A 14422-nucleotide genomic window follows, 5' to 3' on the forward strand; every position below is an offset into this window, starting at 1 on the left:
TGGTGGGCGCGTGAACCATCCCCCCATGCAACTGCCCAGCATTGCCCCCGCCGCCGCAGCCCAGTTCCTTCCCCAGATGCCCGGCAGCGCCCTGGCGCCGGAGCCGCGCACCCTGTGGGACATCGTCCGGGCCACGGCACTGCTCCACCCCGAGGCCACGGCGCTGGACGACGGCGTGAAGTCCCTCAGTTACGCCGAACTGCTCGCGGCCGTCAAGGACAAGGCACGGGAACTCGTGCAGGCGGGCCTGGGCCCCGGGGACCGGATAGGGGTCCGCATCCCCTCCGGCACCGCCGCCCTCTACCTCGCCATCCTGGGCATCATCTCCATCGGGGCCGCCTATGTCCCCGTGGATGCCGACGACCCCGAGGAGCGGGCAGCACTGGTCTTTGGCGAGGCGCAAGTTGCGGCCGTGCTGGTCGATCCGCTGGCCGGTGCGGCCCTGGTGCCCGCAGGGCAACGCCCGTCGCCGCATCCCGCGCCGCGGGAACCCCTGCCCACGGACGACGCCTGGATCATCTTCACCTCCGGCTCCACCGGCACCCCGAAGGGCGTGGCCGTCAGCAACCGCTCCGCCGCCGCCTTCGTCGACGCCGAGGCCCGCATTTTCCTGCAGTCCGCACCCATCGGCCCCGAGGACCGTGTGCTGGCGGGGCTGTCGGTGGCCTTCGACGCCTCATGTGAAGAAATGTGGCTGGCCTGGCGCCACGGGGCTGCCCTGGTGCCCGCGCCCCGGTCGCTGGTCCGCTCCGGCATGGACCTGGGCCCCTGGCTCATCTCGCACGGCATCACAGTTGTTTCCACGGTGCCCACCCTGGCCGCACTGTGGCCGGCCGAGGCACTGGAATCGGTGCGCCTGCTGATCTTTGGCGGCGAGGCCTGCCCGCCGGAACTCGCTGCCCGGCTTGCCGTCAAGGGCCGTGAAGTCTGGAACACCTACGGCCCCACCGAGGCCACAGTGGTGGCCTGCGCCGCACCCCTGGGCGGACCCGGTCCGGTGCGGATCGGCCTGCCGCTGAACGGCTGGGACCTGGCCGTGGTGGATCCGGCCGGGGCGCCGGTGGCGGAAGGGGAGGTGGGGGAACTCATCATCGCCGGGGTTGGCCTTGCCCGCTACCTGGATCCGGCCAAGGACGCCGAAAAGTACGCACCTATGCCGGCCTTCGGCTGGGATCGTGCCTACCGCAGCGGCGACCTGGTCCGGCTTGAGGGCGAGGGCCTGGTGTTCATGGGCCGGGCCGACGACCAGGTGAAGCTTGGCGGGCGCCGCATCGAGCTTGGTGAAATTGATGCAGCCCTGCAGTCGCTGCCGGGGATTTCCGGTGCCGCCGCCGCCGTCCAGGACACGGCAGGCGGAAGCCAGCTGCTGGTGGGCTACCTGGTCCCGGCCGCAGGCACTGACCCAGACCCCGCCGCCTTGCGCGCCCTGCTGGCCGAATCCCTGCCGGCAGCCTTGATTCCCCTGCTCACCTTCACCGATTCCCTGCCCACCAAGACCAGCGGCAAGGTTGACCGCAAGGCCCTGCCGTGGCCGCTGGAACAGGCCGGGGACAGCGGCGACTCCCTCGCCGGATCAGTGGACCCGGCCACGCAGTGGGTGCTCGACCAGTGGCAGTCGGTGCTGGGCAGCACACCGTCCTCGCTCGACACCGACTTCTTCGCCAGCGGCGGCGGCAGCCTGGCCGCAGCCCAGCTGGTCTCCGCCCTGCGCCGGCGCTACCCGCGCATCACGGTGGCCGACGTCTACTCCCACCCCCGCATTGGTGCACTGGCGGAACTGGCCGTCGGCTCCGCCCCTGCCGGGGCAGGGGACGACGCACCGTCCCGGACCGTGGGCAGGACCCGCCGCGGCTCGCAGGTGTTCCAAACGCTCATGGGCGTTCCGCTGCACATCCTGGTGGGCATGCGCTGGCTCACCTGGCTGCTGGTCCTGAACAATGTTGCTGCCGGGCTGGGCATCCTGCCCGGGGCACCCACCGTTTCCTGGTGGTGGGTGGCTGCCTCCTGGGCCGTCTTCGTCTCCCCGTGGGGGCGCATGGGGATCTCCGTGGTGTCGGCCCGGCTGCTGCTGCGCGGCGTCCGGCCGGGCAGCTATCCGCGCTCCGGCGGCGTGCACCTTCGGCTGTGGCTGGCGGAACAAATCGCCGACATGGCCGGTGCCGTCACCCTGGCCAGCGCACCCTGGGTGCCGTACTACGCCCGGGCGCTGGGTGTGAAGATGGGCAGGAATGTTGACCTGCACTCCGTGCCGCCCGTCACGGGGCTGCTGCGCCTGGCCGAAGGCGCCTCGGTGGAACCGGAGGTGGACCTGTCCGGCTGGTGGATCGACGGCGACTGGGTGCACATTGGCGAAATCTCCATCGGCGCCGGCGCCGTGGTCGGCGCCCGCAGCACCTTGATGCCCGGTGCGCGCATCGGTGCCGGCGCCCACGTGGCACCGGGATCCGCCGTGCGCGGCAAGGTCAAGTCCGGCGTGGTGGTCTCCGGCTCCCCCGCCGAACGCACAGGCAAGGCCAGGGACACTTGGCCGGGGCTGCGCACATCTGCCGGCTGGCGCCGTGAGCTCTGCTTTGCTGCCGCCTCCGGGCTCCTTTCCCTGCTGCCAATCGTTGCCGCCGCCGCGGCCGCAGCAATCGTCTTTGCTGCAATCAACGGCCAGCACTCGCTCTCCGCTGCCGCGCCCACTCTCCTGTGGGCAGTCCCCCTGGCAGCCCTGGCCTGGTTCCTTGTCCTGATGGTGCTGGTCCTGGCCACCGTCCGCCTTTTGGGATTGGGGCTGCGGGAGGGCCACTACCTCGTCCGCAGCCGGATCGGCTGGCAGGTGTGGGCCACCGAGCGTGTCCTGGACATGGCCCGCGACTTGCTGTTCCCCATCTACGCCAGCCTCTTCACCCCCGTGTGGCTGCGCCTGCTCGGCGCCAAGGTGGGCAAGAACGTGGAAGCCTCAACCGTGCTCCTGCTGCCGAAGATGACAACCATCGGCGCAGGCGCCTTCCTGGCAGACGACACCATGATCGCCTCCTATGAGCTGGGCGGCGGCTACATCCACATTGCACCCGCCAAGGTGGGCAAACGGTCCTTCCTGGGCAATTCCGGCATGGCCGCCGCCGGGCGCACCATGCCCCGCAATTCACTGGTTGCCGTGCTGTCGGCAGCACCCGCAAAGGCCAAGGCAGGCACGTCCTGGCTGGGCAGCCCGCCTGTGCGCCTGCGCCGCACCAACGTGGACACGGACAAGTCGCTGACCTTCAACCCGCCTTTTCGGCTGAAGGTGGCCAGGGCGTTGTGGGAGAGCTGCCGGCTGGTGCCGGTGGTCTTGACCGTGGGCATCGCGGCTGCGGTATTGGCCGTGTTCGACGCCGTCGCCCTCGCCTCCGGCTATTGGCTGGCAGCCGCGCTCAGTGGCGTCGTCATGATGGCGGCCGGCGCCGTTGCGGCTGGCAGCTCGGTGGCCGCCAAGTGGCTGCTGGTGGGCCGCATCAAGGCCGGCGAGCACCCCTTGTGGAGCTCCTTCATCTGGCGCAACGAGGTGGTGGACTCCTTCATTGAGCTGGTCAGTGCGCCCTGGTTTGCCCGTGCCGCCGTGGGCACACCCGCCATGGTGTGGTGGCTGCGTGCGCTGGGGGCCAAGATCGGCCACGGCACCTGGTGCGAGAGCTACTGGCTGCCCGAGGCAGACCTGGTCACCCTCGGCGAGAGCTCCACCATCAACCGGGGCTGCGTCATCCAGACCCACTTGTTCCATGACCGGGTCATGGCCATCGATGCGGTTACGCTGGAGGCGGGGGCCACCATGGGCCCGCACGGGGTGATCCTGCCGGCGGCCTGCATCGCCACGAGCGGCACCGTGGGCCCGGCCTCACTTGTCATGCGCGGGGAAACCGTCCCTGCCAGCAGCTACTGGATGGGCAACCCCATCAGCCCCTGGAAGGGTCCGGAATTCGCGGACCGCGCCTAATCCCACCGAATCGGACACCGACCACCGCATGAGATCCCCCCACCGCACATGGCCATCCACCCTGGCTCCCGAGGCAGGCCCGGCCGCCCCGGACCCGTACATTCCCGGGCACGGCAGCACCAGCTACACAGTGGAACACTACGAGCTGGTGCTGGACGTCCGCCTGGCCGGGAACCAACTCCAGGCGCGGGCCGTGATCACGGCCCGCGCCCTGGTTCCGCTGGCCACAGTGGACCTTGACCTCACGGGGCTGGGCATGGACAAGGCGTCAGTGGATGGCGTGCGCGTGGCCAAGCACACCCACCGGCAGGGCAGGCTGCAACTGCAGCTGCCCACAGCCGTGGAGGCCGGGGCCGCCTTCACCATGGACATCCGCTACAGCGGCTTCCCCTCCCCTGATGATGGCGCCTGGGGAGAGGTTGGCTGGGAGGAACTTCAGGACGGCGTGCTCGTGGCCGGCCAGCCCACCGGCGCCCCGACGTGGTTCCCCTGCAACGACAGGCCGGACAACAAGGCCACCTATGGATTCACCGTCACCACTGACGCCAACTACACCGCCGTGTGCAACGGCAGGCTCGTCTCGCACACCCGGAAGTCCAGCCGTGACATTTGGGTCTACGAGCAGGCAGAACCGATGGCAAGCTACCTGGCCACAGTGCAGATTGGGCGGTACGGCCTGCTGGCCCTGCCCGCTGCACAGGACCAGCAGCAGCTGCCCATCACTGTGGCCGTGCCCAAGGCGCTGGCGGCCCGGGCGGCCAGGGCGCTGGCCCGGCAGCGGGAAATGGTGGACGTCTTCACCCAGTGCTTTGGCCCCTACCCCTTCGCCGGCTACACGGTGGTGGTCACGGAGGACGAGCTGGAGATCCCGCTGGAGGCGCAGTCCCTTTCCATCCTGGGCCGCAACCACCTGGACACAGGCTGGGAATCGCAGCGCCTGATTGCCCATGAGCTCTCACACCAGTGGTTTGGCAACTCCCTGACCCTTGCGTCCTGGCGCGACATCTGGCTGCACGAGGGCTTCGCCTGCTATGCCGAGTGGCTATGGTCGGAAGAGAGCGGCTCCATGACGGTTGCCGAGCGTGCCGCCGCAGCGCATGCAAAGTTGCTTGCGGAGCCCGCCGGGCTGGCCGTCGGGGATCCGGGGGCCGAGAGAATGTTTGACGACGCAGTGTACAAGCGCGGCGCCCTGGCCCTGGAGGCACTGCGGTCCGCGGCCGGCGACGAGCTGTTCTTCGCGCTGCTGCACCGCTGGGTGGCGGAGAACCAACACGGCTCGGTCTCCACGCCGGCGTTCACGGCGCTGGCGGACCGGGTATGCGCCGGCGTGCCGGGCTTCAGCGCCCAGAGTGTCCTGGCGCCGTGGCTGTATCAGCAGGACCTGCCTGCGCTGCCACTCCCCTAGAGGCCGCCAGAGCGGCCGCCGTGCGCCAGCGCCACGGCGAATCCGTCGGGCAGCCCCAGCTCCCCCGGGCCCATTGAGCGCACCACGACGCCGGCCCAGGGGCCGTCCGCGGCACCGTCCGAGAACGCCGGAATGGTGGCGGGATCAGTGCGCAACCCCTGCCCGGAGTGCTTGGCCAACGCCTCCTTGCGCGCCCAGGCGTCCGCCCGCCAGGCATCACGTAGTGCCGGCGGCAACCCGCCCAGGCGCCGCTGTTCGGCCGGACTCAGCGCCACGCCGTCGAACCCGGGAAACCCAACCGAGGCAATGTGCTGGATGTCGACACCCAGCCGCAGGCCGTGGGCCGGCAGCATGGCCATGACGGCCCAGCCGCTGCTGCGCGACAGGCTGAGGGACACGCCGCCCGCCCCTCCGCGCAGCCGGTAGCCCGGGCGGCCGTGCGCCAGGTCCGGCCCGGACCCGCAGTCCGGGCACACGTAGGCGGTCTCGAGCGCGGCGGGTTCGCAGCCAAGCAATTCGGCGGCCGCGAGGCGCTGGGCGATGCGCCCGGCTAGGAATTCGCGGCGCGTGGCGGTGTCGGCAATGGTGTTGGCCCGGCCGTGTTCGGCCGGATCAAGCAGTGGCGCCAAATCCTGCCCGACGGCGGCCAGGTCAAAGGCGCGCACAATCGGCCCGGCTGCCGAAGCCCCGTTCACCATCCCAACACCTCCTGTCCACCTTTTGTCTTCCCGGCATCCGTAGGCTCTTGCCATGACTGAACCACGCCCCGATTTCACCGGATTTTCTGTGCTTGACAACGACGACGACGATCCAGTGCTGCTCGCCCCGGATGGCTCGCAGGTGGACACCTGGCGCGATGGCTACCCCTATGGTGCGCGGCTGGACCGGGACGCCTACGACACCGACAAGCGCCTGCTGCAGATCGAGTTGCTGAAGTTGCAGCAATGGATCAAGGCTACCGGGCGCAGGGTGGTGATCCTCTTCGAGGGGCGCGACGCGGCCGGCAAGGGCGGGACCATCAAGCGTTTCACCGAGCACCTGAACCCGCGCGGCGCACGCGTCGTGGCCCTGGAGAAGCCCAGCCGGCGCGAGTCGACGCAGTGGTACTTTCAGCGCTACGTTTCCCACCTGCCCAGCGCCGGGGAACTCGTGCTGTTCGACCGCTCCTGGTACAACCGGACGGGCGTGGAGCGGGTCATGGGTTTTTGCACCAAGGAGCAGTACGACGAGTTCATCCGCCAGGCGCCATTGTTTGAGCGCATGCTGGCCAACGACGGAATGACTGTCATCAAGTTCTGGTTCTCCGTCACGCAGGCCGAGCAGCGCACGCGCTTCATCATCAGGCAGGTGGACCCCGTCCGGCAGTGGAAGCTTTCACCCATGGACCTGGCCTCGCTGGACAAGTGGGATGCGTACACCTCGGCCAAGGAGCGCATGTTCAAGCGCACCGACACGCGGCATGCCCCCTGGACCGTCGTGAAGTCCAATGACAAGAAACGGGCCAGGCTTGAGGCCATGCGCCATGTGCTGAGCCTGTTTGAGTACACGGGCAAGGACCACGGGCTGGTGGGCGTGCCGGATCCGCTCATTGTGGGCCCGGCCTCCGCCGTGGTGGGCGAGGGCGAGGAGTTCTAGCGGCCGGCTATGCTCACACCCTGGAATCCACAGGAAAGAATCTGGCGTCCGGGGGCTGGGCTACACAGTCTGTTCGGTTGCGCTTGGGTGCGAACCGCCGTCGTGGTTGCGGTCGCGCAGGGCCAGCAGCAGGCTGGCCGCGGTGTCGGGATCACTGACCGTCACAGCGAATTGCTTGCCGCCCGTGGTGGTGAGAATGAGTCCGGGGCCGGCGCCCATGATGACGGCCGAGCGGCCGGGCATGACCCGGTAGCCCCAACCGCCCCACTCCATGGGACGCAATTCGGTGACCTCCACGGCCGCAACATCCTCGAGGCGGATGTGCTTGAGCGTGATGCGGCCAAAGGTGGAAACAATGCGCAGGCCACGCCAGTCGACGGTCACCTGCAGATGGGCAAGCAGAGCTACGGCAATGGTGCTCGCGAGCATGGTTCCAATGCCCAGCCAGGTGCTCGCGGCGTGGCCCTCCTGGAAGACCGGAATGAACAGCAAGCCCGTCACGAGCAGAAGTGCCGGCGGCACCCAGAGCAGCACCTTCGAGGTGATGGTGCGGGAGAAGGCCCCTGATTCCTGGGCGCCAAGCAGCATCCGGGCTTCATGGTGCGTCGTGGCGAAACGGGGTTTGGGGGCCAGGAAGTAGGGCACGGCGCCGTACAGGAATGAGGCCAGCAGGGCTGCAAGCCACCAGCCCAGGACGGCCTTGCCGGCACTGCCGGCCTGCAACGTCAGGCCTGCGGACAAAAGCCAGGTAACGGCCCCCATGCCCGAGGTCACGCCGGCAAATCCCACGATGCCGCGGAACGCTGCCGGGCGCAGGCTTCCAATGCATGCGGCGGCAAGCCCTGCTGCAGCCGGAATCCCGGTCAGCAGCAACGCAAGGGTCAGTGCGGCCCCGGTTTCCATGGTTCCGTCAGCTTCGCCGCTGCCGGACCAGTGTGAGGCAAGCTCAGTTGGCAGCTTGTCCCGCCATAGATACCAGCTCACGCCAACGACGGCCAGCGGCACCACCCCTGCCACTGCGGCCAACATCCGCCGCGCTGCGCCGGTCCCTCGCTGTAGTTCAGTCATGATTTTGCAACTCCCCCAATCAAACGCGCCACGTCCTGCCGGGACATTCCCAGCTTGCGCGCTTCTTCCAATAATTGTTCTGCCAGTTCGGTGAGCCGGATCAGTCCCGGGCCGGCGTCGTGGCGCACAAAGGCACCACGGCCCTGGCGCATCTCAATGACGCCCTCATCGCGCAGTTGCTTGTAGGCCCGCAGCACTGTGTGCATGTTGACCTGCAGCGCCGTGGCCAGGTCCCTGGCAGGTGGCAATCGCTCCCCAGGCGCCAGGGAACCCTCAACCACGCCCGCGCGGACTTGGATGGCAATTTGCTCCGCCAACGATAGTGCGGATGCGGCATCAACACGAAACAACATGTTTGCAATTCTATGCGAACAATGAGCGCACTACAACGTCGGGCGCGGCCGGGTGGCAATCTCCTCCACGGCGGCAACAAGCAGCGCCACAGACTTGGGCCCGCCGTGGCCTTCGCCGTCAACGATGGTGAGCTTGCTGCCTGGCCACCGCTGGTGCAGCCGCCACGGAGTGATGGCGGGGCCGCTGACGTCGCGCCGGCCGTGGATGAGGTGGCCGGGGATGCCGGCGAGTTCATGGACCCGGGCCAGGATTTCCTGCCCGCCGGCCGGAAACCCGTCATTGGACCAGTAGTGGGTGACCAGCAGGGCGAACGTCATGCGTGCGCGATCGTCCACGATGTACACGCCCGCCGATTCCGGATCATCCAGCGAAACATGCCAGGACTCCCACCGGTCCCAGGCTGCTGCTGCCAGCCGGGCGTCCTCCCTGTCCGCGCCGGCAAGCCTGCGCGCATAGGCGTCCACGGGCCGCTCCCCGGGACCGGGCCCCGACTCTGCGGCAAATTCATGCCAGGCCTCGGGAAAGATGCGGCCCACTCCACCGGTGATCCAGTCCACCTCCTCGCGTGAGGTTGTGGTCACGGCCATGAGCGCCAGGCCAAGAACCTGCCGGGGATGGGCCAGCGCGTAGGCGAGGGCCAGTGTGCTCCCCCAGGAAACGCCTGTCACAATCCAGGAAGTGATGCCCAGGTGTTCGCGGACCGCCTCAATGTCTGCGATCAGGGTCGCGGTCGTGTTCTCCGCCAAATGCGCCAGGTCGTCCTGCACGGCAGGTGTTGACTTGCCGCATCCGCGCTGGTCAATGCCAATGGTGAGGAACCGGTCCGGATCGTGCCGCTTGCGGTGGCCGCCTCGGCCCAGCGAACCGCCCGGCCCGCCGTGCAGGTACAGGACGGGAATCCCGGAGGGGTTTCCCGTCGCTTCAAAGTAGATGCTGGCATGCGGGACATCCACCCAGCCGTGCAAATCTTCCCGGCGACCGCTTGTCACAGCCGCACCCCTGCGCCGGTCCGGGGTGCCGTGCGGGCCCGGTGCCGCCTGACCGCCGCCCTGTTGGCACAGCGCACGGAGCAGTACTGCTGGCGCCCGTTGCGGGTGACGTCAACCACCACGTTGCGGCAGTCATCCCCCGCAGCGAGCCCGGCGGCACAGCGCCCCAATCGGCCCATTCCCCTCGTTGTCAGGTGGAGGGCGGTGCCGACGCTGATGACTGCCCGCAGAACATGCGGCAGGGTCTGGTTGTCGTCGCGGTAGTGCAGGTGCCAGCCCTCGGCATCGTGTTCGGTCAAGCGTGGATACGCCGCCGCGTGGGCCATCTGGGCATTCAGGAGCGCTGCGCGTTCCTGATTATTCGGTGCGTCGACCACCGTCAGCCAGGCATCCACCACGCCACGCACTCCCTCCAGATCTCCGTCGGTGGGGGTGAAGTCCATGGTCATGCCAAATTCCCGGGCCCGGGCAACAATGCCGGCCCGGTCCGGCGGGAAGTCATTGGCCAGTGATGCCGCGAGCAGGACGGCATATTCGCCGTAAGGGTTGAGATGCATAGTGCCATTACAGCATAGTGAAATGCATGACCTCAACGACTGTTTCAAAATCAGCACAAAGCGACGGGCATGCGGCGGCACATGAGCACGCATGGCACCTCGAGTCGGCGCACAACACCTCACAGGGCAGGGTGCTGTACTTGATCTGCCTGACGGGGTGCGGGGCCCGTCGAATTGACCTGCTTGGCTTCAACCCTGCGCTTCGGGAAGAGCTTCATTCGACTGCTGCCGGAAACTAGGGACGCCAGCGCACCCCGCCGTCCACGCAATAGGAATGCGTCAGCCGCACGCTGTCCAGGCACAATGCGTCGAAAAGTTCGCGGTCACCCACCGGCTCCGAAAGTTCCACCGTCAGGGGCACCCAGTCGTTGCTTTGGCACGAGTAGGCGCCCCCGGGCAGCGGCGCCACATCCACTTGAATGATGATCCGGCGGGCTTGCACCGTGACCTGTGGCGCCAGGACCTGGCCTGTCACGCCATCCGCGCAGCCTGCCCGGGACACCTCAAGCTGAAGAGTGGTGGTGTCCGGGGTGACCTTGGCCGGGTCGACAAGCCGCCATTCGGCGAAGTCGCCGGTCCCGGTGGCTGCACTGGTGGTGCTTCCGGGCGCCGGACCGGCGCCGGAGCATCCGGCCAGCGCGACTGCGCCAACGGCCACCACGAGCGCAACCCTTGAACACTGCCGGAGCCTGAAAGTGCGCATGCCCCATTATGGGGTTGCCGTCCGGGAACGAGAAAGGCCCCCGCTTGCCCGACCAGGGAAGGTCGGGCAAGCGGGGGCCTTGGCGGCAAGGTCAGCGCTGGGTGGCGCCGAACCTTTCGGCTGCCAGTTCCACGGCCGACGCGCGCGCGGCCGAGGCCTCGTCCGAAGTCAGCGTGCGGTCGGCTGCACGGAAGCGCATTCCGAAGGCGAGCGACTTGCTGCCCTCGGGGATGCCGGTGCCCTGGTACTCATCGAACAGTGCAACATCTTCCAGCAGCTCGCCGGCGCCTTCGCGCAGGGTCTCCAGCACTGCCTGTGCCGGGATCTCCACGGGAACCACCAGGGCTACGTCCTGCGTGGCCACGGGGAACGTGGAGATGGGCTTGGCCACGATCACGTCGGGGGCCTGGGCAAAGACCTTGTCCGCGTTGATCTCCATGGCCACCGAACGTGCCGGCATGTTCAGCTCGGCCAGCAGCTTCGGGTGCAGCTCTCCGGCGTAGCCCACCACGTCGCCGTTGCGCAGCGACAGCTGTGCGGCGCGGCCGGGGTGGAACGCCTGGTGCGAACCCTGGGTGACGACCAGTTCCACGCCCACGACGTCGGCGACCAGGCGGGCGGCGTCAACAGCGTCGGCCCAGTCCCAGGCCCGCGGCGTGTGGCCGGGGGCAGCAGGTGAGTCCTTGCCCGTGAACACGGCCGCCATGGTGAGCGGCTGGTACGGGATGCCGTCGTACAGGGCATCCAGCACGTCCTCGGAGGGCTTGACGCCCAGCGGGGGGATGGATGCGGTGCCGAGTGTGCCGTCCGGCAGGAACACCAGGCCTGACTCGAACAGGGCCAGGTCGTGGAAGCCGCGGGAGTGGTTGCGCTTGGCAATTTCAATCAGGCCCGGCAGCACCGAGGTGCGCAGGTAGCCGAATTCCTCGCTGAGCGGGTTGGCCAGCTTCACGGCACTGCGTGCGGCACCGGCCTCGGCCACGCCGAAGGTGTCGTTGGAAGCCTTGGACACGAACGGGTAGGCCAGGATTTCGGTCAGACCAGAATCCGCCAGGGCCTGCACCACGCGGCGGCGCTGCTGCTGCGTGCGCGAGTAGCCGCGGCCGGGAGGGGCCGTGGGCAGCGTGGCCGGGATGAGGTCGTAGCCCACCAGGCGGGCCACCTCCTCGGTCAGGTCGTCCTTGGTGGCCAGGTCGTGGCGCCAGCTCGGGGCAGCGACGGAGTAGCCGCCGTCGACCTTTTCCACCACTGCGCCGAGGTCCGTCAGCGATCCCATGACCTGGGACTGCGAGAACTCGATGCCGATGCGGGCCGAGGTGTAGCCCAGGGGCAGGAACACCGGCGCGGCCGGGGTCACGGAGCCGGCGTCGGTGGAGGTGGTTTCCTCCGTGCCGCCGGCCAGCTCAACGAGCAGGTCCACGGCGCGCTGGGCGGCAATGGCGGAAATGGCCGGGTCCACGCCGCGTTCGAAGCGCTTGGACGCCTCGGACGGCAGCTTGTGGCGGCGGCGCGAGCGCGAGATTGAGACTTCCTCGAAGTGCGCGGCCTCAATCAACACAGTCGTGGTCTCGGAGGAGACCTCGGTGGAGGCCCCGCCCATGACGCCGGCAATGCCGATGGGACCTGTGGAATCGGTGATCAGGAGGTCCTCGGCGTCGAGCTTGCGGACCTTCCCGTCAAGGGTTTCCAGGGTCTCGCCGGCGGCTGCGCGGCGCACCACAATGGTGCCGGCCACCTTGGCGGCGTCGTAGAAGTGCAGCGGCTGGCCGAGCTCAAGCATGACGTAGTTGGAGATGTCCACGGGCAGGGAGATGGAGCGGATCCCGGCCAGGCGCAGGCGCGAGGACATCCACGGCGGGGTGGGTGCCGCCGGGTTGATGCCGGACACGGTGCGGGCGACGAAGCGGTCGCAGCCGGGCTTGCCGTAGATGGGGGCGTCGTCGGAAAGATCGACGGCGTGGCCCTCACCGGAGGACGGCGTGACCGTCACCAGCGAGGCCGGGTCGGTGAACACGCTGTCCGTGGCGTGCGCGTACTCGCGGGCAACGCCGCGGATGCTGAACGCGTAGCCGCGGTCCGGGGTGACGTTGATTTCGGCGGCTTCGTCGTCCAGGCCCAGCAGGGCCAGCGCGTCGGTGCCCAGTTCCGGATCAAGGCCCAGGGTGGAGAGCACCAGGATGCCGTCGTGGTCCTCTCCAATGCCGAGTTCACGCACGGAGGCGATCATGCCGGCCGAGACGTGGCCGTAGGTCTTGCGGGGCGTGATGCGGAAGTCCCCGGGCAGCACGGCGCCGGGCAGGGTGACAACAACCTTGTCCCCCACCTCGAAGTTGTGTGCGCCGCAGACAATGCCCTGCACGCCTGAGGGGTCAATCCCGTCAATGTCCAGCGTCTGTGCGGCGCCCTCGGGCACCACGCGGACGGAGCACCAGTTGATGGTCTTGCCGTTGGACTGTGCCTCCGGCTCCTTCGACAGGACCTGGCCCACCACAATGGGGCCGCTGATCGTGTCGAGGGGGCGGTGCACATCCTCTTCTTCAAAGCCGACCTTCACAAGGTCGTTCATGACGTCTTCGGCAGTTGCTCCTGCCGGCACCTGCGCATACTCGCGCAGCCAAGTCAGTGGAATACGCACTTACTTAGATCTCCATCCCAAAGTGTTCGCTGAATCGTACGTCGCCCTCGATCATGTCGCGCATGTCGCCCACCTCATTGCGGAACATGAGGGTGCGCTCAATGCCCATGCCAAAGGCAAATCCTGAATATTCCTCCGGGTCGATCCCGGCCGCGCGGAGCACGTTCGGGTTGACCATGCCGCAGCCGCCCCATTCGATCCAGCGCGGTCCGCCCTTGGCGCCTGGGTGCCAGATGTCCAGCTCGGCGGAGGGCTCGGTGAAGGGGAAGAAGTTCGGGCGCAGGCGGATGCTGGCCTCGTCGCCGAACATCTGCCGGGCAAAGTGCTCAAGTGTTCCGCGCAAATCTGCCATGGACAGCTTCTTGTCGATGGCCAGGCCCTCGAACTGGTGGAACACGGGGGTGTGCGTGGCGTCGAGCTCGTCGGTGCGGAACACCTTGCCGGGGCACAGCACGTAGACGGGCAGTTCGCGTTCCAGCAGTGAGCGGACCTGCACCGGGGAGGTGTGGGTGCGCAGCAGCAGGTGCGCCTCGGGGGGCTCCACGAAGAAGGTGTCCTGCATTTCGCGTGCCGGGTGGTCGGGCTTGAAGTTCAGGGCGTCAAAGTTGAACCACTCCGACTCCAGCTCCGGGCCCTCGGCAATTTCCCAGCCCATGCCCACGAAGATGTCGCAGACGCGGTCCTGCAGGGTGGACAGGGGGTGGCGGGCACCGGCGCGGCGGCGGCGCGGGGCGGCCGTCACGTCAACGGTTTCCTCGATGAGGATGCGGGCTGCATCCTCGGCCTCGAGCACCTCGGTGCGGGCTGCGAGCGCCTTGGCAACCCGTCCGCGCGAGGCGCCCATGATCTTGCCGGCTGCTGCCTTGAATTCCTTGGCGAGCCCGCCGATCTCGCGGTTGGCCAGGCTCAGCGGCGACTTTTCGCCGGTGTGTGCCAGCCGCGCGGCCTTCAGTTCGTCCAGGGTGGCGGCCGCGGCAATGGCTGCGAGCGCGTTCTCGACGGCAGCGCCAATGGCGGCTTCGTCGAGCGGGTCCGGGACCGCTGCGGGTTCGGTGGTTGGTTCGGGCATTTCAGCCGTCCTTTGGGGCATGTCAGACATCTACAGTTTTTACCTAAGC

Annotated in this window: 11 protein-coding genes; 3 read left to right on the plus strand and 8 right to left on the minus strand. The window is 68.2% G+C overall.

The genetic code is table 11. The annotated features are described in order from the left end of the window. Nucleotides 1-25: 25 nt before the first annotated feature. Nucleotides 26-3958, plus strand: coding sequence for a Pls/PosA family non-ribosomal peptide synthetase (locus PCK14_RS13920; protein ID WP_269939178.1), 3933 nt, complete (start codon nt 26-28; stop codon nt 3956-3958). A 28-nt stretch (nt 3959-3986) separates the two neighbouring features. Next, on the plus strand, nt 3987-5363 hold the full coding sequence (locus PCK14_RS13925) for a M1 family metallopeptidase (RefSeq protein ID WP_269939105.1): 1377 nt from the start codon (nt 3987-3989) through the stop codon (nt 5361-5363). Here the strand turns inward: PCK14_RS13925 and PCK14_RS13930 are convergent. Then, a complete protein-coding gene (locus tag PCK14_RS13930) occupies nt 5360-6061 on the minus strand; it encodes a 4'-phosphopantetheinyl transferase family protein (RefSeq protein WP_269939106.1) in 702 nt (233 codons plus the stop codon). The two genes, PCK14_RS13925 and PCK14_RS13930, sit on opposite strands and share 4 nt — an antisense overlap. 52 nt (nt 6062-6113) lie before the next feature. Here PCK14_RS13930 and ppk2 point away from each other — a divergent pair, with 52 nt between their 5' ends. Then, nucleotides 6114-6998 carry a polyphosphate kinase 2 gene (gene ppk2 / locus PCK14_RS13935; RefSeq protein ID WP_269939107.1) on the plus strand — a complete coding sequence of 295 codons (885 nt, stop codon included), beginning with the start codon at nt 6114-6116 and terminating at the stop codon, nt 6996-6998. A 60-nt stretch (nt 6999-7058) separates the two neighbouring features. Here the strand turns inward: ppk2 and PCK14_RS13940 are convergent, their stop codons facing one another. The 7 genes from PCK14_RS13940 to pheS form a co-directional block, all read right to left on the minus strand. After that, the gene (locus PCK14_RS13940) at nt 7059-8066 is read right to left on the minus strand and encodes a hypothetical protein (protein ID WP_269939108.1); all 1008 of its coding nucleotides are present in this window, start codon (nt 8064-8066) and stop codon (nt 7059-7061) included. After that, nucleotides 8063-8419, minus strand: a complete 357-nt coding sequence (locus PCK14_RS13945) for a GntR family transcriptional regulator (protein ID WP_269939109.1) — start codon at nt 8417-8419, stop codon at nt 8063-8065. Before PCK14_RS13945 ends, PCK14_RS13940 begins: the two co-directional genes overlap by 4 nt. Nucleotides 8420-8449: 30 nt before the next feature. Next, nucleotides 8450-9409 carry an alpha/beta fold hydrolase gene (locus PCK14_RS13950; RefSeq protein ID WP_269939110.1) on the minus strand — a complete coding sequence of 320 codons (960 nt, stop codon included), beginning with the start codon at nt 9407-9409 and terminating at the stop codon, nt 8450-8452. After that, nucleotides 9406-9966, minus strand: coding sequence for a CGNR zinc finger domain-containing protein (locus PCK14_RS13955; RefSeq protein WP_269939111.1), 561 nt, complete (start codon nt 9964-9966; stop codon nt 9406-9408). Before PCK14_RS13955 ends, PCK14_RS13950 begins: the two co-directional genes overlap by 4 nt. 235 nt (nt 9967-10201) lie before the next feature. Then, the gene (locus PCK14_RS13960) at nt 10202-10669 is read right to left on the minus strand and encodes a hypothetical protein (RefSeq protein WP_269939112.1); all 468 of its coding nucleotides are present in this window, start codon (nt 10667-10669) and stop codon (nt 10202-10204) included. A 91-nt stretch (nt 10670-10760) separates the two neighbouring features. Beyond that, nucleotides 10761-13304 (minus strand): phenylalanine--tRNA ligase subunit beta, encoded by a 2544-nt coding sequence (gene pheT / locus PCK14_RS13965; RefSeq protein WP_269939113.1) that lies wholly within the window; start codon nt 13302-13304, stop codon nt 10761-10763. Nucleotides 13305-13308: 4 nt separating this feature from the next. Further along, on the minus strand, nt 13309-14373 hold the full coding sequence (gene pheS / locus PCK14_RS13970) for a phenylalanine--tRNA ligase subunit alpha (protein ID WP_442864724.1): 1065 nt from the start codon (nt 14371-14373) through the stop codon (nt 13309-13311). Nucleotides 14374-14422: the final 49 nt, after the last annotated feature.

The organism is Arthrobacter sp. HY1533, from assembly GCF_027568515.1.
Lineage (GTDB): Bacteria > Actinomycetota > Actinomycetes > Actinomycetales > Micrococcaceae > Specibacter.

Bases quoted from the DNA above. Each gene is read 5' to 3' on its own strand.
- PCK14_RS13945 (WP_269939109.1), bottom strand. From the start codon at position 8,419: ATGTTGTTTCGTGTTGATGCCGCATCCGCACTATCGTTGGCGGAGCAA.
- PCK14_RS13920 (WP_269939178.1), top strand. From the start codon at position 26: ATGCAACTGCCCAGCATTGCCCCCGCCGCCGCAGCCCAGTTCCTTCCC.
- PCK14_RS13940 (WP_269939108.1), bottom strand. From the start codon at position 8,066: ATGACTGAACTACAGCGAGGGACCGGCGCAGCGCGGCGGATGTTGGCC.
- PCK14_RS13925 (WP_269939105.1), top strand. From the start codon at position 3,987: ATGAGATCCCCCCACCGCACATGGCCATCCACCCTGGCTCCCGAGGCA.
- pheS (WP_442864724.1), bottom strand. From the start codon at position 14,373: ATGCCCGAACCAACCACCGAACCCGCAGCGGTCCCGGACCCGCTCGAC.
- PCK14_RS13955 (WP_269939111.1), bottom strand. From the start codon at position 9,966: ATGCATCTCAACCCTTACGGCGAATATGCCGTCCTGCTCGCGGCATCA.
- ppk2 (WP_269939107.1), top strand. From the start codon at position 6,114: ATGACTGAACCACGCCCCGATTTCACCGGATTTTCTGTGCTTGACAAC.
- PCK14_RS13960 (WP_269939112.1), bottom strand. From the start codon at position 10,669: ATGCGCACTTTCAGGCTCCGGCAGTGTTCAAGGGTTGCGCTCGTGGTG.
- PCK14_RS13930 (WP_269939106.1), bottom strand. From the start codon at position 6,061: ATGGTGAACGGGGCTTCGGCAGCCGGGCCGATTGTGCGCGCCTTTGAC.